General features: G+C 52.2%; 22 protein-coding genes. 20 read left to right on the forward strand and 2 right to left on the reverse strand.

Annotated elements, in window-relative coordinates; genetic code table 11:
* Positions 1-32: 32 nt before the first annotated feature.
* Entirely contained in the window at positions 33-2,585 is a 2,553-nt protein-coding gene (mrcA, locus tag WES_RS19150; RefSeq protein WP_016159535.1) for a peptidoglycan glycosyltransferase/peptidoglycan DD-transpeptidase MrcA, read from the reverse strand.
* Positions 2,586-2,704: 119 nt separating this feature from the next.
* Between mrcA and hofM the strand changes: the two genes are divergently transcribed.
* From hofM to WES_RS19050, 20 genes are all read left to right on the forward strand, one after another.
* Positions 2,705-3,484, forward strand: coding sequence for a DNA utilization protein HofM (hofM, locus tag WES_RS19145; RefSeq protein WP_016159534.1), 780 nt, complete (start codon positions 2,705-2,707; stop codon positions 3,482-3,484).
* Complete coding sequence (locus WES_RS19140) at positions 3,484-4,023, forward strand: PilN domain-containing protein (protein WP_016159533.1); 540 nt, start codon at positions 3,484-3,486, stop codon at positions 4,021-4,023. The genes hofM and WES_RS19140 overlap by 1 nt, the downstream gene beginning before the upstream one ends.
* Positions 4,007-4,447, forward strand: a complete 441-nt coding sequence (gene hofO, locus WES_RS19135; RefSeq protein ID WP_016159532.1) for a DNA utilization protein HofO — start codon at positions 4,007-4,009, stop codon at positions 4,445-4,447. Before WES_RS19140 ends, hofO begins: the two co-directional genes overlap by 17 nt.
* Positions 4,437-4,841, forward strand: coding sequence for a DUF2531 family protein (locus WES_RS19130; protein WP_001264142.1), 405 nt, complete (start codon positions 4,437-4,439; stop codon positions 4,839-4,841). Before hofO ends, WES_RS19130 begins: the two co-directional genes overlap by 11 nt.
* A complete protein-coding gene (gene hofQ, locus WES_RS19125; RefSeq protein WP_071599064.1) occupies positions 4,753-5,991 on the forward strand; it encodes a DNA uptake porin HofQ in 1,239 nt (412 codons plus the stop codon). Before WES_RS19130 ends, hofQ begins: the two co-directional genes overlap by 89 nt.
* A gap of 400 nt (positions 5,992-6,391) precedes the next feature.
* Positions 6,392-6,913 carry a shikimate kinase AroK gene (gene aroK / locus WES_RS19120; RefSeq protein WP_000818618.1) on the forward strand — a complete coding sequence of 174 codons (522 nt, stop codon included), beginning with the start codon at positions 6,392-6,394 and terminating at the stop codon, positions 6,911-6,913.
* 56 nt (positions 6,914-6,969) lie between these two features.
* Complete coding sequence (aroB, locus tag WES_RS19115; RefSeq protein ID WP_016159530.1) at positions 6,970-8,058, forward strand: 3-dehydroquinate synthase; 1,089 nt, start codon at positions 6,970-6,972, stop codon at positions 8,056-8,058.
* Between the two features lie 91 nt (positions 8,059-8,149).
* Positions 8,150-9,448 carry a cell division protein DamX gene (gene damX, locus WES_RS19110; protein WP_016159529.1) on the forward strand — a complete coding sequence of 433 codons (1,299 nt, stop codon included), beginning with the start codon at positions 8,150-8,152 and terminating at the stop codon, positions 9,446-9,448.
* A gap of 106 nt (positions 9,449-9,554) precedes the next feature.
* Positions 9,555-10,391, forward strand: coding sequence for an adenine-specific DNA-methyltransferase (gene dam, locus WES_RS19105; RefSeq protein ID WP_000742146.1), 837 nt, complete (start codon positions 9,555-9,557; stop codon positions 10,389-10,391).
* A gap of 17 nt (positions 10,392-10,408) precedes the next feature.
* Positions 10,409-11,086 carry a ribulose-phosphate 3-epimerase gene (rpe, locus tag WES_RS19100; RefSeq protein WP_016159528.1) on the forward strand — a complete coding sequence of 226 codons (678 nt, stop codon included), beginning with the start codon at positions 10,409-10,411 and terminating at the stop codon, positions 11,084-11,086.
* Positions 11,079-11,837 carry a phosphoglycolate phosphatase gene (gph, locus tag WES_RS19095; protein WP_016159527.1) on the forward strand — a complete coding sequence of 253 codons (759 nt, stop codon included), beginning with the start codon at positions 11,079-11,081 and terminating at the stop codon, positions 11,835-11,837. Before rpe ends, gph begins: the two co-directional genes overlap by 8 nt.
* Positions 11,830-12,834 (forward strand): tryptophan--tRNA ligase, encoded by a 1,005-nt coding sequence (trpS, locus tag WES_RS19090; protein WP_000165546.1) that lies wholly within the window; start codon positions 11,830-11,832, stop codon positions 12,832-12,834. The genes gph and trpS overlap by 8 nt, the downstream gene beginning before the upstream one ends.
* Positions 12,835-12,995: 161 nt before the next feature.
* Positions 12,996-13,901 carry a GntR family transcriptional regulator YhfZ gene (yhfZ, locus tag WES_RS19085; RefSeq protein ID WP_016159526.1) on the forward strand — a complete coding sequence of 302 codons (906 nt, stop codon included), beginning with the start codon at positions 12,996-12,998 and terminating at the stop codon, positions 13,899-13,901.
* Between the two features lie 16 nt (positions 13,902-13,917).
* Positions 13,918-14,280, forward strand: coding sequence for a hypothetical protein (locus tag WES_RS19080; RefSeq protein WP_016159525.1), 363 nt, complete (start codon positions 13,918-13,920; stop codon positions 14,278-14,280).
* Positions 14,281-14,363: 83 nt separating this feature from the next.
* On the forward strand, positions 14,364-15,527 hold the full coding sequence (locus WES_RS19075; RefSeq protein WP_016159524.1) for a YhfX family PLP-dependent enzyme: 1,164 nt from the start codon (positions 14,364-14,366) through the stop codon (positions 15,525-15,527).
* The gene (locus WES_RS19070; protein WP_016159523.1) at positions 15,528-16,754 is read left to right on the forward strand and encodes a phosphopentomutase; all 1,227 of its coding nucleotides are present in this window, start codon (positions 15,528-15,530) and stop codon (positions 16,752-16,754) included. It begins immediately after the preceding gene.
* A complete protein-coding gene (locus tag WES_RS19065) occupies positions 16,751-17,629 on the forward strand; it encodes a phosphotriesterase-related protein (protein WP_016159522.1) in 879 nt (292 codons plus the stop codon). The genes WES_RS19070 and WES_RS19065 overlap by 4 nt, the downstream gene beginning before the upstream one ends.
* Before the next feature lie 10 nt (positions 17,630-17,639).
* Positions 17,640-17,993: a DUF2620 domain-containing protein gene (locus tag WES_RS19060; protein WP_010349555.1), complete on the forward strand. Its 354-nt coding sequence runs from the start codon at positions 17,640-17,642 to the stop codon at positions 17,991-17,993.
* An 11-nt stretch (positions 17,994-18,004) separates the two neighbouring features.
* Positions 18,005-19,309 (forward strand): YhfT family protein, encoded by a 1,305-nt coding sequence (locus WES_RS19055; protein ID WP_016159521.1) that lies wholly within the window; start codon positions 18,005-18,007, stop codon positions 19,307-19,309.
* An 11-nt stretch (positions 19,310-19,320) separates the two neighbouring features.
* Positions 19,321-20,406 (forward strand): aminotransferase class I/II-fold pyridoxal phosphate-dependent enzyme, encoded by a 1,086-nt coding sequence (locus WES_RS19050; protein ID WP_016159520.1) that lies wholly within the window; start codon positions 19,321-19,323, stop codon positions 20,404-20,406.
* A 107-nt stretch (positions 20,407-20,513) separates the two neighbouring features.
* Here the strand turns inward: WES_RS19050 and WES_RS19045 are convergent, their stop codons facing one another.
* The gene (locus WES_RS19045) at positions 20,514-20,681 is read right to left on the reverse strand and encodes a YhfL family protein (RefSeq protein ID WP_001031838.1); all 168 of its coding nucleotides are present in this window, start codon (positions 20,679-20,681) and stop codon (positions 20,514-20,516) included.
* Between the last annotated feature and the right edge of the window lie 11 nt (positions 20,682-20,692).

Consider the following 20,692-nt stretch of genomic DNA (forward strand, 5'->3'; position numbering starts at 1 on the left):
CAAACTGAAAAGGCGCCGAAGCGCCTTTTTAATCAGAACAATTCCTGAGCCTCACCATTATCAATAATGGTTGTCCCTACCTCGCGCACCGCCTGCTGTGTAGGTTGCGTACCTTCGATGAAATACTCTTCGCGGCTGTTACCACCGTTGGCCAGTTGCCCGGTGCTGCGATCAATATTCACCGTCACAATACCTGGCGGCGGCGTCAGCGGTTGTTCCGGTACACCTTCCAGAACGGCTTTCATATAAGCGTCCCATGCTGGCTGGGCGCTCTTTGCACCGCCTTCGTAACCGGAGATCTGATCTTTAATCGCCCCGGAAGCTGTGGTGTGACCGAGATTACGACGGTGATCGTCAAAGCCAATCCATACCGAGGTCACAACGCCCGGACCGTAACCCGAAAACCACGCATCTTTCGAACTGTTGGTCGTCCCGGTTTTCCCGCCGATATCATGACGTTGCAAATCACGACCTGCGCGCCAGCCGGTGCCCTGCCAGCCAGGTTCACCAAAAATATTGGTGTTCAGGGCGCTCTTAATCAGGAACGCCAGCGGTGTGCTGATGACGTGTGGAGCGTATTCTGGCGCGCCAGTTTTTGCTACTAATGCCTGATTAGCCTGCTCCAGCTGCGGCATCGGAACGGAAACATTCTGCTGTTCGCGAGAGATAGCCACGTCTTCAACGTCGCTGTTTTCCAGCACGTTCGATTTTTGCGTATCACCGTAAATCACCGGAATATCACATTCAGGGCAGGCTACTTTCGGTTTCGCTTCGAAAATCACGCCGCCCTGGTCGTTTTCAATTTTGCTGATAAACCAGGGGTCGACCAGGAAGCCACCATTAGCCATCACTGCGTACCCGCGCGCCACCTGCAACGGCGTGAAGGAAGCGGAACCCAGTGCCAGCGATTCAGTGTGGACAATGTTTTGTGCCGGGAAGCCGAAGCGTTGCAAATACTCTGCGGCATAGTCCACGCCCATCGCTCGCATCGCACGTACCATTACCACGTTTTTCGACTGACCCAGCCCCTGACGTAAACGGATTGGACCGGCGTACTGCGGCGGTGAGTTTTTCGGCTGCCAGTCAGAACCCGCGCCTGCGTCCCAGCGGGAAATCGGCACATCGTTCAACATACTTGCCAGCGTCAGACCTTTATCCATCGCAGCGGTGTAGAGGAACGGCTTGATATTCGAACCAACCTGACGCAGTGCCTGGGTAGCGCGGTTAAATTTGCTTTGGTTGAAGTCAAAGCCACCGACTAACGCCATAACCGCGCCGTTTTGTGGATTGATCGATACCAGCGCCGAGTTTACTTCCGGCACCTGTGCCAGCCACCAGGCATCGCCCACCTGGCGAACCCAGATTTGCTGGCCTGTTTGCACAACATCGGTCACTTTACGCGGCGTCGGTCCCTGCTGAGTATCGGAACGATAAGGCCGTGCCCAGCGAATCCCTTCCATACGCAGCGTCACAGATGTTCCGTCCGCCAGCATTGCTGTCGCTTCCTGCGGGTTGGCGCGGGTGACAGCGGCAGGTAGCAGCGGACCATAGGTTGGCAGCGCCTTCAGCGTATCGGTAATCTTTTTGTCATCCCACGCTGATTCACCTACTTTCCACAGCACATTGGCCGGGCCGCGATAGCCGTGACGCATGTCGTAGTCCAGTACGTTATTACGCACGGCTTGCTGTGCGGCCTGCTGCACTTTGCGGGTAATGGTAGTGTAAATGCGATAGCCGTCTTCATAAGCGTTTTCGCCGTAACGGTTATACATCTCCTGACGTACCATTTCGGTGAGATATGGCGCTGAGAAGGCGATCTCCGGTGCGTGATAGTTGGCGTTAATCGCTTCGGTGCGTGTCTCATCAAGCTGCTGTTGGGTGATATACCCTTCGTCCAGCATTCGCGACAGCACGACGTTACGCCGCGCGACGGCTCGATCCATTGAATAGAGCGGGTTGAAGGTGGAAGGGGCTTTAGGCAGCCCGGCAATCACCGCCATTTCGTTCAACGTCAATTGGTCGACGGTTTTACCGAAATAGACTTGTGCCGCAGCACCGACACCATAGGCGCGGTAACCGAGATAAATCTTGTTCAGATAAAGCTCGAGGATCTCGTCTTTCGTCAGCAACTGTTCAATACGAATCGCGAGGAAGACTTCCTTAATTTTACGCATTAGCGTGCGTTCTGGACTCAGGAAGAAGTTTCTCGCCAGTTGTTGGGTGATGGTGCTCGCCCCTTGCGATGCGTGACCGGAGAACAGCGCCACGCTTGCCGCACGGAAGATCCCCACAGGGTCAACTCCGTGATGCTCGTAGAAGCGGCTATCTTCCGTCGCAATAAAGGCTTTCACCATTTCCGGCGGGATTTGATCCAACGTAACCGGAATACGACGTTTTTCACCGTATTGAGCAATTAGCTCGCCATCGGCGCTGTAAATCTGCATCGGAATTTGCAGGCGTACATCTTTTAATGTCGCCACATCCGGCAGTTGTGGCTCGATGTAGCGGTAGAGGCCATAAATCGAGCCTGCTCCCAGCAGAATGCAACAGACTGCAAGGATCAATAAATACTTTACGAACTTCACTGGAAATTTCCCATTTAGTTTCATTTGGGCAGTTTATAAACAAACGCGCGGTAGTATAAAGGCAAGCCAGACGCATTGATATACCCGTCATAGTGACGGGGGATAAGGAGATCATCACAATGGCATTTAAGACCTGGCAAATTGGTTTGCATTTACAACAGCAAGAAGCGGTGGCGGTTGCTATCGTGCGTGGCGCGAAAGAATGCTTTTTGCAACGCTGGTGGCGTTTGCCGCTGGCGACCGACATTATCAAAGATGGGCGCATTATTGACGCGGAACGGCTGACTAAAACGTTGTTACCGTGGAGTCGTGAACTGCCACACCGTCATCACATTATGTTGGCATTTCCCGCTAGCCGAACGTTACAAAGGGCATTTCCGCGTCCGGCAATGTCCCTGGGCGAACGGGAGCAAATGGCCTGGTTGACAGGTACGATGGCTCGCGAGCTGGATATGGAACCGGACTCCCTGCGCTTTGATTACAGCGAAGATTCGCTAAGTCCCGCCTATAACGTGACCGCTGCGCAAAGCAAAGAGCTGGCAACGCTGCTTAGCCTGGCAGAAAGATTGCGTATTCACGTTAGTGCGATTACCCCAGACGCCTGCGCTTTGCAGCGATTCCTGCCTTTTTTACCTTCTCATCAGCAATGTCTGGCCTGGCGTGATAACGAACAGTGGCTATGGGCGACACGTTATAGCTGGGGGCGCAAACTGGCGGTAGGGATGACAAGCGCGAATGAACTGGCCGCGACGTTAGCCATTAATTCTGAAAGTCTCGCGATATGCGGTGAAGGCGGATTTGACCCCTGGAATGCGGTTTCTGTCCGTCAGCCGCCGCTACCGCCGCCAGGTGGAGATTTTGCTATCGCGCTGGGGCTGGCGCTTGGGGAGGGGGGCTGATGAATCCGCCAATCAATTTTTTGCCATGGCGAGAGCAACGCCGGACGGCCTTTCTTCGCTTCTGGTTGCTGATGTTCGTTGCTCCTCTGCTGCTGGTTGTCGGGATAACGCTAATGCTGCGTTTGACAACCAACGCTGAAGTACGCGTTGACGCTGTTTTGCTTCAGGCGGAACAACAACGCGCCAGCACCCTACAAACCAGTAAACCCCGTTTGCTGGAACGCCAACAATTACGCGAACAGCGTTTGCAACGTCAGCGCCAGCGACAATTTACCCGCGACTGGCAATCTGCGCTGGAGTCACTGGCGGCGCTTTTACCCGAACACGCCTGGCTGACAACGATAAGCTGGCAGCAGGGAACGTTGGAGGTAAAGGGACTTGCGACGAACATTACTGCGCTAAACGCACTGGAAAAAGCACTCCGCCAGGATGCTTCTTTTCAGCTCAATCAGCGTGGAGCCACGCAGCAGGATGCTCAAGGTCGCTGGCAATTTGAGTATCAGTTAACAAGGACGGTTAGCGATGAACACTCTCTTTGACTGGTGGTTCGCGACATCACTCCGTATCCGCCAGTTTTGCTGGGCAGTCTGGTTGCTGATGTTAGTTACGCTCATTTTTCTTTCATCGACACACCATGAAGAGAGTGACGCATTAATTCGACTGCGGGCAAGTAATCACCAGCAATGGACTGCACTGTATCGCCTGGTAGACACCACTCCCATCATTGAAGAAAAGACGTTGCCCTTTTCGCCACTGGATTTTCAGTTGCCCGGCGCGCAACTGCTTTACTGGCATCCATCCGCTCAGGGAGGCGAGTTGGCGTTGAAAACGTTCTGGGAAGCTGTGCCGTCGGCATTTACACGACTGGCAGAGCGCAACGTCAGCGTGAGCCGTTTTTTGTTAAGCGTGGAAGGTGGCGATCTTTTGTTCACGCTACAACTGGAGATGCCGCATGAGGGTTAAACGCTGGTTGTTGGTAGGCATTGCCTTGTGTCTTTTAACCGGTATGCGCGACCCTTTTAAGCCGCCGGAGGATCTATGCCGGGTAAGCGAACTTAGCCAGTGGCGTTATCAGGGGATGGTAGGGCGAGGCGAGCGCGTTATTGGCGTAATAAAAGATGGGCAAAAAAAATGGCGACGGGTGCAGCAAAACGATGTGCTGGAGAATGGCTGGACAATTTTACAACTGACGCCAGAAACATTAACGCTGGGAACCGGAAAAAACTGCGAACCGCCACAGTGGTTGTGGCAACGGCAAGGAGATAAAAATGAAGCAATGGATAGCCGCACTACTGTTGATGATGATACCCAGCGTACAGGCGGCAAAGCCGCAAAAAGTGACGCTGATGGTGGATGACGTTCCGGTGGCTCAGGTATTACAGGCGCTGGCTGAACAGGAGAAGTTAAACCTGGTGGTTTCGCCAGACGTCAACGGTACGGTGTCGTTACATCTCACTGACGTTCCCTGGAAACAGGCATTACAAACCGTAGTGAAAAGCGCCGGGCTGATAACGCGCCAGGAAGGCAACATTCTTTCAGTGCATTCTGTTGCCTGGCAGAATGACAATATCGCCCGTCAGGAGGCTGAACAGGCGCGGGTGCAGGCAAATCTGCCGCTGGAAAATCGCAATATTACTCTGCAATACGCCGACGCCGGAGAGCTGGCGAAAGCAGGGGAGAAGCTACTTAGCGCCAAAGGCAGCATGACTGTCGATAAACGCACTAATCGCCTTTTGCTGCGTGATAACAAAACGGCGTTAAGTGCGCTGGAACAATGGGTAGCGCAAATGGATTTGCCGGTCGGGCAGGTTGAACTGTCGGCGCACATTGTCACCATTAATGAAAAAAGTTTGCGGGAATTGGGGGTGAAATGGACGCTGGCCGATGCGCAACAAACTGGCGGCGTTGGGCAAGTGACCACGCTCGGTAGCGATCTCTCCGTAGCGACGGCGACAACACATGTCGGTTTTAACATTGGGCGCATCAGCGGGCGTTTACTGGATCTGGAGCTTTCCGCGCTCGAACAAAAACAGCAACTGGATATTATCGCCAGCCCGCGTCTGCTGGCCTCACATCTCCAGCCTGCCAGCATTAAACAGGGGAGCGAGATCCCGTATCAGGTTTCCAGTGGTGAAAGCGGCGCGACGTCGGTGGAATTTAAAGAGGCCGTGCTGGGAATGGAGGTCACGCCCACGGTATTACAAAAAGGTCGCATCCGACTGAAATTACACATCAGCCAGAACGTTCCGGGGCAGGTGCTACAACAAGCTGATGGCGAAGTGCTGGCGATTGATAAGCAGGAGATCGAAACGCAAGTTGAGGTAAAAAGCGGAGAAACGCTGGCACTGGGTGGCATTTTTACCCGTAAAAATAAATCGGGTCAGGATAGCGTACCGCTGTTGGGCGACATCCCTTGGTTCGGGCAATTATTTCGTCATGACGGAAAAGAAGATGAACGACGCGAGTTAGTGGTATTTATCACGCCACGGTTGGTTTCCAGTGAGTAAACTACCGCGAAAACGGCGATGTTTTCATGCTGAACATGTTTCATCTATTTGACGCGCGCAGGTATTTAGCATACAAGGAGTACCGATTTGAGAGTCGGTGCTCTTTGTTACCTGCGTTTTATGATGGTGATTTATCTTTCACGCGGCATTTTGCTGTCTTTTTTAGGCTAATCTTACCCGGTGATTTATCGCCAGAGCGGTGATAGCAAGGCAGTGCACCTGCAGCGACCAGATATGCAGAGGGATGGGCAATTTATTCAGTTGCCAAACCCGCTGGAGTATTGAGATAATTTTCAGTCTGACTCTCGCAATATCTTATGAGGTTTCAGTTCATGTCCTGCGGCGCTCTCTGAGCGAAGCGGGTTTATCATTAACGAATAGTCTTAGTAGTACCGAAAAAATGGCAGAGAAACGCAATATCTTTCTGGTTGGGCCTATGGGTGCCGGAAAAAGCACTATTGGGCGCCAGTTAGCTCAACAACTCAATATGGAATTTTACGATTCCGATCAAGAGATTGAGAAACGAACCGGAGCTGATGTGGGCTGGGTTTTCGATTTAGAAGGCGAAGAAGGCTTCCGCGATCGCGAAGAAAAGGTCATCAATGAGTTGACCGAGAAACAGGGTATTGTGCTGGCTACTGGCGGCGGCTCTGTGAAATCCCGCGAAACGCGTAACCGTCTTTCCGCACGTGGCGTTGTCGTTTATCTTGAAACGACCATCGAAAAGCAACTTGCGCGCACGCAGCGTGATAAAAAACGCCCGTTGCTGCACGTTGAAACACCGCCGCGTGAAGTTCTGGAAGCATTGGCTAATGAACGCAATCCGCTGTATGAAGAGATTGCCGACGTGACCATTCGTACTGATGATCAAAGCGCCAAAGTGGTCGCAAACCAGATTATTCACATGCTGGAAAGCAACTAATTCTGGCTTTATATACACTCGTCTGCGGGTACAGTAATTAAGGTGGATGTCGCGTTATGGAGAGGATAGTCGTCACTCTCGGGGAACGTAGTTACCCAATTACCATCGCATCTGGTTTGTTTAACGAACCAGCTTCATTCTTACCGCTGAAATCGGGTGAGCAGGTGATGTTGGTCACCAACGAAACCCTGGCTCCTCTGTATCTCGATAAGGTTCGCGGCGTACTTGAACAGGCGGGTGTTAACGTTGATAGCGTTATCCTTCCTGACGGCGAGCAGTATAAAAGCCTGGCAGTACTCGACACCGTTTTTACGGCGTTGTTGCAAAAGCCGCACGGTCGCGATACGACGCTGGTGGCGCTTGGCGGCGGCGTAGTAGGCGATCTTACCGGTTTTGCAGCGGCGAGCTATCAGCGCGGCGTTCGCTTCATTCAAGTCCCGACGACATTGTTGTCACAGGTAGACTCTTCCGTTGGCGGCAAAACCGCAGTCAACCATCCCCTCGGTAAAAATATGATTGGCGCTTTTTATCAGCCAGCATCAGTGGTGGTGGATCTCGACTGTCTGAAAACGCTTCCCCCGAGAGAGTTAGCTTCGGGGCTGGCGGAAGTCATCAAATACGGCATTATTCTTGACGGTGAGTTTTTCAACTGGCTGGAAGATAATCTGGATGCGCTGCTCAGTCTGGATGGTACGGCAATGGCGTACTGTATTCGTCGTTGTTGTGAGCTGAAAGCAGAAGTTGTTGCCGCCGACGAGCGCGAATCCGGCTTACGTGCTTTACTGAATCTGGGACATACCTTTGGTCATGCTATTGAAGCGGAAATGGGGTATGGCAATTGGTTGCACGGTGAAGCGGTCGCGGCGGGTATGGTGATGGCAGCGCGGACGTCGGAACGTCTCGGGCAGTTTAGTTCTGCCGAAACGCAGCGTATTATTACCCTGCTTACGCGGGCTGGATTACCGGTTAATGGGCCGCGCGAAATGTCCGCGCAGGCGTATTTACCGCATATGCTGCGTGACAAGAAAGTCCTTGCGGGAGAGATGCGCTTAATTCTTCCGCTGGCAATTGGTAAGAGTGAAGTTCGCGGCGGTGTATCGCACGAGCTTGTTCTTAACGCTATTGCCGATTGTCAATCAGCGTAACAACAAGAAAGGTCAGGCCGCTTATCAAGTGGTCTATTAGCTTCAGGTTAATTGCAACGTAGTAAGCATTAACCTTTTAGTGGGGTGTTAAATGGATGAATTCAAACCAGAAGACGAGCTGAAACCCGATCCCAGCGATCGTCGTACTGGTCGTTCTCGTCAACCTTCTGAGCGTTCAGAACGTACTGAACGTGGCGAACCGCAGATCAATTTTGATGATATCGAACTTGATGAAACTGACGATCGCCGTCCGACTCGTGCGCAAAAAGAGCGCAATGAGGAACCGGAAATCGAAGAAGAAATTGATGATTCCGAAGATGAAGCTGTGGATGAAGAGCGTGTAGAGCGTCGTCCGCGTAAGCGCAAAAAAGCAGCCAGCAAACCGGCTTCTCGTCAGTATATGATGATGGGCGTCGGTATTCTGGTTCTGCTGCTGTTGATCATCGGTATCGGTTCTGCGCTAAAAGCCCCCTCGACCTCTTCCAGCGATCAAACCGCGTCTGGCGAGAAGAGTATTGATCTTGCTGGCAATGCGGCCGATCAGGCGAATGGTGTGCAACCAGCGCCGGGAACCACGTCTGCGGAAAATACCCAGCAGGATGTTTCTCTGCCGCCGATTTCTTCTACGCCGACTCAGGGGCAAACCCAGGCGGCAACGGATGGTCAACAACGTGTTGAAGTGCAGGGTGACCTGAATAACGCGCTGACCCAGCCGCAAAATCAGCAACAGCTGAACAATGTGGCGGTGAACTCTACGCTGCCGACTGAACCCGCGACTGTAGCGCCAGTTCGTAATGGCAACGCATCGCGTGATACGGCGAAAGCGCAAACCGCTGAACGTCCGACCACCACGCGTCCAGCACGTCAGCAGGCGGTGATTGAGCCGAAAAAACCACAAGCAACTGTGAAAACGGAACCGAAGCCGGTAGCACAGACGCCGAAACGTACTGAACCGGCTGCACCTGTGGCGAGCACGAAGGCACCGGCTGCGACTTCTACGCCAGCCGCAACGCCAGCACCAAAAGAGACGGCGACTACGGCTCCAGTACAGACGGCATCCCCGGCGCAAACCACGGCAACACCAGCCGCTGGAGCGAAGACCGCAGGTAATGTTGGTTCGTTGAAATCGGCACCGTCCAGCCATTACACTCTGCAGCTGAGCAGTTCTTCTAACTACGACAACCTGAACGGTTGGGCGAAGAAAGAGAATCTGAAAAACTACGTTGTCTATGAAACGACGCGTAATGGTCAGCCGTGGTATGTACTGGTTTCTGGCGTGTATGCTTCGAAAGAAGAAGCGAAAAAAGCGGTATCTACATTGCCAGCCGATGTTCAGGCCAAAAACCCGTGGGCGAAACCGCTGCGTCAGGTACAGGCCGATCTGAAGTAATCAAGGTTATCTCCCGCAATGGTTTATCGTTGCGGGAGTTACCTGAAGCGCTGGATGCTGTCGGAGCTTTCTCCACAGCCGGAGAAGGTGTAATTAGTTAGTCAGCATGAAGAAAAATCGCGCTTTTTTGAAGTGGGCAGGGGGCAAATATCCCCTGCTTGATGATATTAAACGGCATTTGCCTAAGGGTGAATGTCTGGTTGAACCTTTTGTGGGTGCCGGGTCGGTGTTTCTCAACACCGACTTTTCTCGTTATATCCTTGCCGATATCAATAGCGACCTGATCAGTCTCTACAACATTGTGAAGATGCGTACTGATGAGTACGTGCAGGCTGCCCGCGAGCTGTTTGTTCCTGAGACAAATTGCGCCGAGGTTTACTATCAGTTCCGCGAAGAGTTCAATAAAAGCCAGGATCCGTTCCGCCGGGCGGTACTGTTTTTATATTTGAACCGCTACGGTTACAACGGTCTGTGTCGTTACAATCTGCGCGGCGAGTTTAACGTGCCGTTTGGTCGCTACAAAAAACCCTATTTCCCGGAAGCTGAGTTGTATCACTTCGCTGAAAAAGCGCAGAATGCCTTTTTCTATTGTGAGTCTTACGCCGATAGCATGGCGCGCGCAGATGATGCATCCGTCGTCTATTGCGATCCGCCTTATGCACCGCTATCCGCGACCGCCAACTTTACGGCGTATCACACAAACAGTTTTACTCTTGAACAACAAGCGCATCTGGCGGAGATCGCCGAAGGTCTGGTTAACCGTCAGATCCCGGTACTGATTTCTAACCATGATACGGCGCTAACGCGCGAGTGGTATCAGCGCGCAAAATTGCATGTCGTCAAAGTTCGACGCAGTATAAGCAGCAACGGCGGCACACGTAAAAAGGTGGACGAACTGCTGGCTTTGTACAAACCAGGAGTCGTTTCACCCGCAAAAAAATAATTCTCAAGGAGAAGCGGATGAAACAGTATTTGATTGCCCCCTCAATTCTGTCGGCTGATTTTGCCCGCCTGGGTGAAGATACCGCAAAGGCCCTGGCAGCTGGCGCTGATGTCGTGCATTTTGACGTCATGGATAACCACTATGTTCCCAACCTGACGATTGGACCAATGGTGCTGAAATCCTTGCGTAATTACGGCATTACCGCCCCTATCGACGTACATCTGATGGTGAAACCAGTTGATCGCATTGTGCCGGATTTCGTTGCCGCAGGCGCCAGCATCATTACCTTTCATCCTGAAGCCTCCGAGCATGTTGACCGCACGCTGCAACTGATTAAAGAAAATGGCTGTAAAGCGGGGCTGGTATTTAACCCGGCGACACCGCTGAGCTATCTCGACTATGTGATGGACAAACTGGATGTGATCCTGCTGATGTCCGTCAACCCTGGTTTCGGTGGTCAGTCTTTCATTCCTCAAACACTGGATAAACTGCGCGAAGTACGTCGTCGTATCGACGAGTCTGGCTTTGACATTCGTCTGGAAGTGGACGGTGGCGTGAAGGTGAACAACATTGGCGAAATCGCTGCGGCGGGCGCGGATATGTTTGTCGCTGGCTCCGCTATTTTCGACCAGCCAGACTATAAAAAAGTCATTGATGAAATGCGCAGTGAACTGGCAAAGGTAAGTCATGAATAAGTTTGAAGATATTCGCGGCGTCGCTTTTGATCTTGATGGTACGCTGGTCGACAGTGCTCCTGGTCTTGCTGCTGCGGTAGATATGGCGCTGTATGCGCTGGAGTTGCCCGTCGCAGGTGAAGAACGCGTTATTACCTGGATTGGTAACGGCGCAGATGTTCTGATGGAGCGCGCATTGACCTGGGCGCGTCAGGAACGTGCGACTCAGCGTAAAACAATGGGTAAACCGCCCGTTGATGACGACATTCCGGCAGAAGAACAAGTACGTATTCTGCGTAAACTGTTTGATCGCTACTATGGCGAAGTTGCCGAAGAGGGGACGTTTTTGTTCCCGCACGTGGCCGATACGCTTGGCGCGTTGCAGGCTAAAGGCTTGCCGCTAGGTCTGGTCACCAACAAACCAACGCCGTTCGTCGCGCCGCTGCTGGAAGCCTTAGATATCGCAAAATACTTTAGCGTGGTCATCGGCGGCGATGACGTACAAAACAAAAAACCACACCCGGACCCGCTGCTACTGGTGGCTGAACGGATGGGTATTGTCCCGCAACAGATGCTGTTTGTCGGCGATTCTCGCAATGATATTCAGGCAGCAAAAGCAGCCGGTTGCCCTTCAGTTGGCTTAACCTACGGATATAACTACGGCGAGGCTATCGATCTCAGCCAGCCTGATGTAATTTATCACTCTATAAATGACCTTCTGCCCGCATTAGGGCTTCCGCAAAGCGAAAATCAGGAATCGAAAAATGACTAAGCCCATCGTTTTTAGTGGCGCACAGCCTTCAGGTGAATTGACCATTGGTAACTACATGGGTGCGCTGCGTCAGTGGGTAAACATGCAGGATGATTACCATTGTATTTACTGCATCGTTGACCAACACGCCATCACCGTACGCCAGGATGCGCAGAAGCTGCGTAAAGCAACGCTGGATACACTGGCGTTGTACCTGGCTTGCGGTATCGATCCTGAGAAAAGCACTATTTTTGTTCAGTCCCACGTGCCGGAACATGCGCAGTTAGGCTGGGCACTGAACTGCTATACCTACTTCGGCGAACTGAGCCGCATGACGCAGTTTAAAGATAAATCTGCGCGTTATGCCGAGAACATTAACGCTGGTCTGTTTGACTATCCGGTGCTGATGGCTGCGGACATCCTGCTGTATCAAACCAATCTGGTGCCGGTCGGTGAAGACCAGAAACAGCACCTGGAACTGAGCCGCGATATCGCCCAGCGTTTCAACGCGCTGTATGGCGATATCTTTAAAGTACCGGAGCCGTTTATTCCGAAATCTGGCGCGCGCGTAATGTCGTTGCTGGAGCCGACCAAGAAGATGTCCAAGTCTGACGATAACCGCAATAACGTTATCGGTCTGCTGGAAGATCCGAAATCGGTAGTGAAGAAAATCAAACGTGCGGTCACTGACTCCGACGAGCCGCCGGTAGTTCGCTACGACGTGCAGAACAAGGCGGGCGTTTCTAACCTGCTGGATATCCTTTCTGCGGTAACGGGTCAAAGCATCCCGGAACTGGAAAAACAGTTCGAAGGCAAGATGTATGGTCACCTGAAAGGCGAAGTAGCTGAAGCGGTTTCCGGTATGCTGACTGAATTGCAGGAACGTTATCACCGTTTCCGCAACGATGAAGCCTTCCTGCAACAGGTGATGAAAGACGGCGCAGAAAAAGCCAGCGCACACGCTTCCCGTACACTGAAAGCGGTTTACGAAGCGATTGGTTTTGTGGCGAAGCCGTAATTCACTATTGATACCAAAAACCGGGGAAACCCGGTTTTTTTACGTCCTTATTTGCAATAACCCCAAAAAATGTGAAGCATCTCGCCGTTTCCACATCTCTTTGTTGCGCCTTATCTTCATTTTCATGAAGATATAAATATTCATTTTATTGAAAATTTATTATGCGTCGAACGTTTATCAAAAAAGAAGGCGTCGTCATCACGACGCTGGCTCGTTATTTGTTAGGTGAAAAGTGTGGTAATCGCCTGAAAACCATAGATGAACTGGCAACTGAATGCTGTTCGTCCGTCGGCCTGACGCAGGCCGCGTTAAAAAATCTGGAGTCAAGCGGCGCGATTCGGATTGAACGTCGCGGGCGCAATGGCAGTTATCTGGTAGAGATGGATAACAAAGCACTGTTGACCCATGTTGATATCAATAATGTGGTATGTGCGATGCCCTTGCCCTATACCCGCTTGTACGAAGGTTTAGCGAGCGGGTTAAAAGCTCAGTTTGATGGCATTCCTTTTTACTATGCGCATATGCGTGGTGCGGATATTCGCGTGGAGTGTTTGCTTAACGGTGTCTATGACATGGCGGTAGTTTCGCGACTGGCGGCGGAAAGTTATCTCACGCAAAAAGGCTTATGTCTTGCGCTGGAGTTGGGGCCGCATACCTACGTTGGCGAGCACCAGTTGATTTGCCGTAAAGGGGAGTCAGGTAACGTGAAGCGCGTGGGGCTGGATAACCGTTCGGCAGATCAGAAGATCATGACCGATGTCTTTTTTGGCAGTAGCGATGTGGAGCGAGTCGATCTCTCTTATCACGAGAGTTTACAACGCATTGTTAAAGGCGATGTCGATGCGGTTATCTGGAATGTGGTAGCGGAAAGCGAACTGGCCATGCAGGGATTAGAAGCGACGCCGCTAACAGACGATCCGCGATTTTTACAGGCTACTGAAGCCGTGGTTTTGACGCGAGCCGATGATTACCCGATGCAACAATTGCTGCGTGCGGTTGTTGATAAACACGCCCTGCTTGCCCATCAACAGCGAGTGGTCAGTGGGGAACAGGAACCCAGTTATTAAACGAAAGGCATCTAAAATGGAAACCAGACTCAACCTGCTTTGCGATGCAGGGGTCATCGATAAGGACATCTGCAAAGGCATGATGCAGGTCGTCAAAGTACTGGAAACAGAATGCCATCTACCAGTGCGCAGTGAGCAAGGAACGATGGCAATGATACATATGGCGAGTGCGCTGATGCGCAGTCGTCGCGGCGAACAGATCCAGCCACTGGATGACGAATTGCTGGCTGAACTGGCGCAATGTAGCCACTGGCCAGCGATCATGCAGTTGCACCAGGTATTATTGCAGAGATTCGCGCTGGAAGTTAACCCGTGTGAAGAAGGCTATTTGCTGGCCAACCTTTATGGATTATGGATGGCCGCTAACGAAGAGGTCTGAAGCCCACAACAAATCCACGTCGCATAACTTAAATATTCAAAAAAATGAATATTTGATTCAAGGAACAGAAACGAGGCAACAAGATGTTTGTAGAAGCATTGAAACGCCAGAACCCGGCACTGATTTCTGCCGCACTAAACCTGTGGCAGCAGGGCAAGATAGCCCCGGACAGTTGGGTTGTCGACGTGGATCAGGTACTGGAAAACGGTAAGCGGCTGATTGAGACGGCGCGGCTTTACGGTATTGAGCTGTATCTGATGACCAAACAGTTCGGTCGCAATCCGTGGCTGGCGGAAAAACTGCTGGCGCTGGGCTACAGCGGTATTGTGGCGGTGGATTACAAAGAGGCGCGAGTGATGCGCCGCGCAGGTTTGCCGGTGGCGCATCAGGGGCATCTGGTGCAAATCCCTTGTCACGAGGTCGCTGATGCCGTTGAACAGGGCACCGACGTCATCACCGTGTTTACCCTTACCAAAGCGCAGGAGGTTTCTGCGGCAGCGGTGAAAGCGGGGCGGATTCAGTCTGTGCTGCTCAAAGTTTATAGCGACGATGATTTTCTTTATCCGGGGCAGGAGAGCGGTTTTGCTCAACATTCGTTGCAGGAAATTGTCGCTGAAATCCAAAAACTGCCAGGAGTCCATTTAGCGGGACTTACCCATTTCCCTTGCCTGCTATGGAATGAGGGCATTGGGAAAGTTTTGCCGACGCCGAACCTCCAGACGTTAGTCAATGCCCGCAACCAACTGGCGGAATCTGGTGTTGCTGTTGAGCAATTAAACGCGCCTTCAGCAACCAGCTGTACTTCGCTGCCATTGCTGGCGGAATACGGTGTTACTCATGCCGAACCCGGTCATGCGCTGACGGGCACTATTCCGGCAAACCAACAGGGCGACCAGCCTGAACGCGTAGCCATGCTCTGGTTAAGCGAAATATCCCATCATTTTCGTGGTGATAGCTACTGCTACGGCGGCGGCTATTACCGTCGTGGTCATGCGCAACATGCGCTGGTGTTTACACCAGAAAATCAAAGCATTACTGAAACATATCTCAAAACTGTGGATGACAGCAGCATCGACTACACCTTGCCTTTGGCTGGTGAGTTTCCGGTGAGTAGCGCGGTGGTGCTCTGTTTTCGTACACAAATTTTTGTTACCCGCAGTGATGTCGTGCTGGTGTCCGGTATTCAGCACAGAGCGCCGGAAATCGTAGGCCGTTATGACAGCCTCGGCAACCTTCTGGAGGCGTAAATGGCGCGATTTGTGGTGTTAGTGATTGATAGCTTCGGCGTGGGAGCAATGAAGGATGTCACGTTGGTGCGTCCGCAGGATGCCGGGGCGAATACCTGTGGTCACATCCTGAGCCAGCTGTCGCATTTGCAGCTACCAATGCTGGAGAAAATGGGGCTAATCAACGCATTAGGTTATGCGCCGGGAGATATGCAGCCGTCAGACTCCGCAACTTGGGGCGTGGCAGAGCTGCAACATGAAGGTGGCGATACCTTTATGGGGCATCAGGAAATTTTAGGCACGCGCCCGTTACCGCCGCTGCGGATGCCCTTTCGCGATGTGATTGACCATGTTGAGCAGGCATTAGTATCCGCCGGTTGGCAGGTGGAGCGCCGTGGCGATGATCTGCAATTTCTGTGGGTCAATCAGGCGGTTGCGATTGGCGATAATCTCGAGGCGGATTTAGGCCAGGTCTATAACATCACCGCCAATCTCTCTGTGATCTCTTTTGACGACGCAATCAAAATTGGTCGTATCGTGCGTGAGCAGGTACAGGTCGGTCGGGTCATTACATTTGGCGGCCTGTTAACCGACAGTCAACGCATTATCGATGCCGCAGAAAGCAAAGAAGGGCGCTTTATTGGTATCAATGCGCCGCGCTCTGGCGCTTATGACAACGGCTTCCAGGTCGTGCATATGGGCTACGGCGTCGATGAGAAAGTACAAGTGCCGCAAAAACTGTATGAAGCGGGCGTGCCAACCGTGCTGGTGGGTAAGGTGGCAGATATCGTCAGCAATCCTTATGGCGTGAGCTGGCAAAACCTGGTGGATAGCCAGCGGATTATGGATATCACCCTCGACGAATTTAACACGCATCCGACGGCGTTTATTTGCACCAATATCCAGGAAACCGACCTCGCTGGTCATGCAGAAGACGTCGCACGTTATGCCGAACGTTTGCAGGTCGTTGACCGTAACCTTGCCCGGCTTATTGAGGCGATGCAGCCAGATGATTGCCTGGTCGTAATGGCGGATCACGGTAACGATCTGACCATTGGTCACAGCCACCATACCCGTGAAGTGGTGCCAGTGCTGGTTTATCAGCAAGGGCTGGTCCACACGCAACTCGGTGTGCGCACCACGCTTTCTGATGTGGGGGCTACCGTGTGTGAATTTTTCCGTGCGCCACCGCCACAAAATGGTCGCTCTTTTCTTTCCTCCCTCCGGTTTGCAGGAGACACCCTATGAGTTTTGATCCGACGGGTTACACCCTGGCCCATGAGCATCTGCATATTGATCTCTCCGGCTTTAAAAACAACGTGGATTGCCGCCTTGATCAGTATGGGTTCATTTGCCAGGAGATGAACGACCTGATGGCGCAAGGTGTGCGTAATGTGATTGAGATGACCAACCGTTATATGGGGCGCAATGCGCAATTTATGCTCGATGTAATGCGCGAAACGGGGATCAACGTGGTGGCCTGTACCGGTTATTACCAGGACGCGTTTTTCCCGCAACATGTGGCGACCCGCAGCGTGCAGGAACTGGCGCAGGAGATGGTCGATGAAATTGAACAGGGTATCGATGGCACGGAGCTGAAAGCCGGGATCATCGCGGAGATTGGTTCCAGTGAAGGAAAGATTACGCCGCTGGAAGAGAAAGTGTTTATTGCTGCCGCGTTGGCACATAACCAGACCGGATGCCCCATCTCCACGCATACGTCGTTCAGCACGATGGGGCTGGAACAACTAGCTCTGCTGCAAGCCCACGGAGTTGATCTTTCGCGCGTTACTGTCGGGCACTGCGATCTGAAAGACAACCTCGACAATATTTTGAAGATGATCGAACTCGGCGCGTATGTGCAGTTCGACACCATTGGCAAGAACAGTTACTACCCGGACGAAAAGCGCATTGCGATGCTTCATGCACTACGCGACCGTGGATTACTGAACCGCGTCATGCTGTCGATGGATATTACGCGTCGCTCCCATTTAAAAGCCAACGGTGGTTATGGCTATGACTATTTATTTACCACCTTTATTCCACAACTGCGCCAGTCAGGATTCAGCCAGGCCGATGTGGATGTGATGTTACGTGAAAATCCCTCTCAATTTTTCCAATAAGGACAGACTCATGAAAAAGATTGGCGTTGCAGGCTTACAGCGTGAGCAGATTAAAAAAACCATTGAAACGACGGCTCCAGGCTGTTTTGAAGTTTTCATTCACAACGACATGGAAGCGGCAATGAAAGTGAAATCCGGGCAACTGGATTACTACATTGGCGCGTGTAATACCGGTGCTGGTGCGGCATTGTCGATTGCCATTGCGGTGATTGGTTATAACAAAAGTTGCACCATTGCCAAGCCGGGCATTAAAGCGAAAGACGAGCATATCGCCAAAATGATCGCCGAAGGGAAAGTCGCATTTGGACTTTCCGTTGAGCACGTTGAACACGCGATTCCGATGCTGATTAACCATCTGAAATAAAAGGCACGACTATGGATCTGTATATTCAGATTATCCTGGTGGCGTGCCTGACCGGTATGACATCGCTTCTGGCGCATCGCTCGGCGGCCGTTTTTCATGACGGCATCCGCCCGATCCTGCCGCAACTGATTGAAGGTTATATGAACCGTCGCGAGGCGGGGAGTATCGCTTTCGGTCTGAGCATCGGTTTTGTGGCCTCGGTAGGGATCTCTTTTACCCTGAAAACCGGCCTGCTCAACGCATGGCTGCTTTTTCTTCCTACCGATATCCTCGGCGTACTGGCGATAAACAGCCTGATGGCGTTTGGTCTTGGCGCGATCTGGGGCGTACTGATCCTCACCTGCCTGTTGCCGGTAAACCAGCTGCTGACCGCACTGCCGGTGGATGTATTAGGCAGTCTTGGGGAATTAAGCTCGCCGGTGGTTTCAGCTTTTGCACTGTTCCCTCTGGTGGCGATTTTCTACCAGTTTGGCTGGAAGCAAAGCCTGATCGCCGCCGTGGTTGTGCTGATGACCCGTGTGGTGGTAGTGCGCTATTTCCCGCATCTCAATCCGGAATCCATCGAAATCTTTATTGGCATGGTGATGCTGCTGGGGATCGCGATAACTCACGACCTGCGTCATCGTGATGAAAATGACATCGATGCCAGCGGGCTTTCGGTGTTTGAAGAACGCACGTCGCGGATTATCAAAAACTTACCGTATATCGCCATCGTGGGAGCATTGATTGCCGCCGTTGCCAGCATGAAGATTTTTGCTGGCAGTGAAGTGTCGATCTTCACCCTGGAGAAAGCGTACTCCGCAGGCGTAACGCCGGAACAATCACAAACGCTGATCAACCAGGCGGCACTGGCAGAATTTATGCGCGGGCTGGGTTTTGTACCGTTGATTGCCACCACCGCGTTAGCAACGGGTGTGTATGCAGTTGCGGGCTTTACCTTTGTTTATGCGGTGGGCTATCTCTCGCCGAATCCGATGGTTGCAGCGGTATTAGGCGCAGTGGTTATTTCGGCGGAAGTCTTGCTGCTGCGTTCGATCGGCAAATGGCTGGGGCGCTACCCGTCGGTGCGTAATGCGTCGGATAACATCCGTAACGCCATGAATATGCTGATGGAAGTGGCGTTGCTGGTCGGCTCGATTTTCGCAGCAATTAAAATGGCGGGTTATACCGGATTCTCTATCGCGGTTGCCATTTACTTCCTCAACGAATCTCTCGGTCGTCCGGTACAAAAAATGGCGGCGCCGGTCGTGGCAGTAATGATCACCGGCATTCTGCTGAATGTTCTTTACTGGCTTGGCTTGTTTGTTCCGGCTTAAGGAATGCACTTATGAAGACGTTTCCTCTGAAAAGTCTGACCATTGCTGAAGCGCAGCAGAAGCAGTTTGCGCTGGTGGATAGCATTTGTCGCCATTTTCCTGGTAGCGAATTTCTTACCTGCGGTGATTTGGGATTAACGCCGGGGCTGAATCAACCGCGCATTACCCAGCGTGTGGAGCAGGTGCTGGCTGATGCGTTTCACGCGCCAGCGGCGGTGCTGGTGCAAGGCGCTGGCACAGGAGCGATTCGTGCCGGGCTGGCGGCTTTGCTTAAACCAGGGCAGCGTCTTCTGGTGCATGACGCGCCCGTTTATCCGACGACACGCGTCATCATTGAACAGATGGGGCTGACGCTTATTACTGTTGATTTCAATGATCTATCGGCACTTAAGCAGGTCGTAGACGAGCAACAACCTGATGCAGCGCTGGTGCAGCATACGCGCCAGCAGCCGCAGGATCGCTACATTCTGGCAGATGTGCTGGCAACGTTGCGCTCGGCTGGCGTTCCTGCGTTAACCGATGATAACTATGCGGTAATGAAGGTAGCGCGAATCGGCTGCGAATGCGGGTCGAATGTCTCGACATTTTCCTGCTTCAAGCTGTTTGGGCCAGAGGGTGTTGGCGCGGTGGTAGGCGATGCTGACGTTATCAACCGTATTCGCGCCACGCTTTACTCCGGCGGCAGCCAGATTCAGGGCGCTCAGGCGCTGGAAGTCTTGCGTGGGCTGGTTTTCGCGCCGGTGATGCACGCGGTGCAGGCGGTGGTCTCTGAACGATTGCTGGCTTTACTTAACGGCGGCGCGGTGCCGGAAGTTAAAAGTGCCGTCATTGCCAATGCGCAGTCGAAAGTGTTGATTGTGGAGTTTCATCAGCCAATTGCCGCCAGGGTGCTGGAAGAAGCGCAGAAACGCGGTGCGTTGCCGTATCCGGTGGGCGCGGAGTCGAAATATGAGATCCCGCCGCTCTTTTATCGCCTTTCCGGAACGTTTCGCCAGGCGAATCCGCAATTAGAACATTGTGCGATTCGCATTAATCCGAATCGTAGTGGTGAAGAGACGGTGCTGCGGATTTTGCGTGAGAGTATTGCCAGCGTTTAATGTTGTGAACGATATTTTCAAAGGCAAGGTAAAAACAAATACGCCCTCTGATGAAAACAGAGGGCGTCAGACAATTAAACCGGTATTAACCGATTTATGTTAAGAGATTACTGTGCAGTCGGACCGCAGCCACCAATGATTTTAGAAATAGAAATTGCCGGGTGCAGCAGGTAATCGTAAGAGCAGTTCTTGTCACGGTTTTCAATATGACCAGTACATGCAGTTAATGTAGCCAGTACTGCACCTACCAGTGTTACTTTAATAAATTTATTCATTTTCATTCCCT

Source organism: Escherichia sp. KTE31, from assembly GCF_000407925.1.
GTDB lineage: Bacteria > Pseudomonadota > Gammaproteobacteria > Enterobacterales > Enterobacteriaceae > Escherichia > Escherichia ruysiae.